The organism is Arthrobacter sp. 05L45_2, assembly GCF_056397525.1.
Map to the genome: position 1 here is coordinate 1 of NZ_JBFTNO010000324.1, position 1883 is coordinate 1883.

The 1883-nt window shown below is 67.6% G+C and carries 2 protein-coding genes and 1 pseudogene; 2 read left to right on the forward strand and 1 reads right to left on the reverse strand.

The genetic code is table 11. The features are described from left to right. A pseudogene (locus tag AC1DHD_RS16030) lies at positions 1–399 on the reverse strand (PrsW family intramembrane metalloprotease); the annotation flags it as partial. A gap of 166 nt (positions 400–565) precedes the next feature. On the opposite strand from AC1DHD_RS16030, the gene pyrR reads away from it, so the two are divergent. Continuing rightward, positions 566–1168: a bifunctional pyr operon transcriptional regulator/uracil phosphoribosyltransferase PyrR gene (gene pyrR / locus AC1DHD_RS16035; RefSeq protein WP_476880657.1), complete on the forward strand. Its 603-nt coding sequence runs from the start codon at positions 566–568 to the stop codon at positions 1166–1168. Further along, on the forward strand, positions 1165–1883 hold a 719-nt coding region (locus AC1DHD_RS16040; RefSeq protein ID WP_476880658.1), incomplete at its 3' end, for an aspartate carbamoyltransferase catalytic subunit. The genes pyrR and AC1DHD_RS16040, both read left to right, overlap by 4 nt.

Sequence of the window (1883 nt, forward strand, 5' to 3'; positions counted from 1 at the left end):
CACCAGCAGCCGCTTGGGCTCGGGCTCCCACCGGTCAATGTAGCGGACGGCCAGCAGGACACAACCCAGCGGCAGCAAAGAGGCGATGAAACCCACAACGAAGCCAGCCGGACCGGTACTGCGAAGCACAAAGGGAAGAACCAGGAACAGGCTGACGAATGCCAGGACCCCGCCGCCGAGGACCAGCGCGGCCATTCCTCCGGAAGCCCTTGCCGCGGGCAGCCGGGGATACCCGGGCTGCGGCGGCGGCCGGTACCCGGGCTGCAGTTGCTGCTCGAAGCCCGGCGCCGGCCGGTAATGCTGAGGCTGGATCTGCCCCATCCAGCTGGGGTTGGATTCCTGCAACGGGTCCGGCGTCACATGTGCCGGCCGGCCGGGGCCGGGATCAGGGCTCGTCATGTCATGAGCCTATGGTGCCCGGTCCGGGCGGCCCAACGGCCAGGTTCCGGTGTGACGGACGACGCCTCCGCCGGAGCGGGGCCGCGGCAGCCTGTGTGGTAATTTGAAAGAGCAAATGATCCTTTTTTAATTCCGTCCCGTGAGGCGGGGAAAGGGGAGACGAGCGTTGACTTCTGTTCCAGAAGCACCGGTTCCGGCCGCGGTCCAGCTCAGCAGGGTTGTCCTCAACCAGGCCGACATTGACCGTGCACTGACTCGTATCGCCCATGAGATTCTCGAATCCAACAAGGGCTCCCAGGACCTTGTCCTGCTGGGCATTCCCAGGCGCGGCTATCCACTCGCCAAGCGCCTCGCCGCCAAGATTGCCGCCGCCGATCCCGGCGTGGATCCGGCCGCAATTATCGGCCAGCTGGATGTGACCATGTTCCGCGACGACCTCTCGCGCCAGCCCACCCGGCCGCCGTACCCCACGCAGCTGCCCCGGACCGGGATCGACAACAAAGTAGTGGTGCTCATCGACGATGTGCTCTACTCCGGCCGCACCATCCGCGCCGCACTGGACGCCATCATCGACCTCGGCCGGCCCCGGATTGTCCGCCTCGCCGTCCTGATCGACCGTGGCCACCGCGAACTRCCGATCCGCGCCGACCACGTGGGAAAAAACCTCCCCACGTCCTCCTCGGAGAAAGTCCGCGTCCGGCTCCACGAAACGGACTCCGCCGGCAACGCCGCGGCCGCCGATGAAGTAGTCATCGAGGCCACCGCATGAGGCACCTGCTCTCCACCGAAGACCTGGGCTACGCCGACGCCATCCGCATCCTCGATACCGCCGAAGAAATGGCCGCGGTAGGGGAGCGGGAGGTCAAGAAGCTCCCCGCACTGCGGGGCCGCACGGTGGTCAACCTCTTCTTCGAGGACTCCACCCGCACCCGGATCTCGTTCGAGGCGGCGGCCAAACGGCTCTCGGCGGACGTCATCAACTTCGCAGCCAAGGGCTCTTCCGTGTCCAAGGGCGAGTCCCTCAAGGACACCGCGCAGACGCTGGCCGCAATGGGGGCAGACGCCGTCGTCATCCGGCATTGGGCCTCCGGCGCCCCGCACCGGCTGGCCGCAACCGACTGGATCGATGCCGCGGTGATCAACGCCGGCGACGGCACCCACGAGCACCCCACCCAGGCGCTGCTGGACGCATTCACCATGCGCCGGCACTGGTCAAAGCTCGCGGGGACGCCATCCACCGGCGCCGACCTGCGCGGAATGCGCGTCGCGATCGCGGGTGACGTCCTGCACTCGCGCGTCGCCCGTTCCAACGTCTGGCTGCTGCGCACCCTGGGGGCGGACGTGACCCTGGTGGCGCCGCCCACGCTGCTGCCGATCGGCGTCGAACAGTGGCCCTGCAAGGTCAGCTACGACCTTGACGAGACACTCGCCGGCGGCGTGGACGCGATGATGATGCTCCGCGTTCAGGGCGAGCGGATGAACGC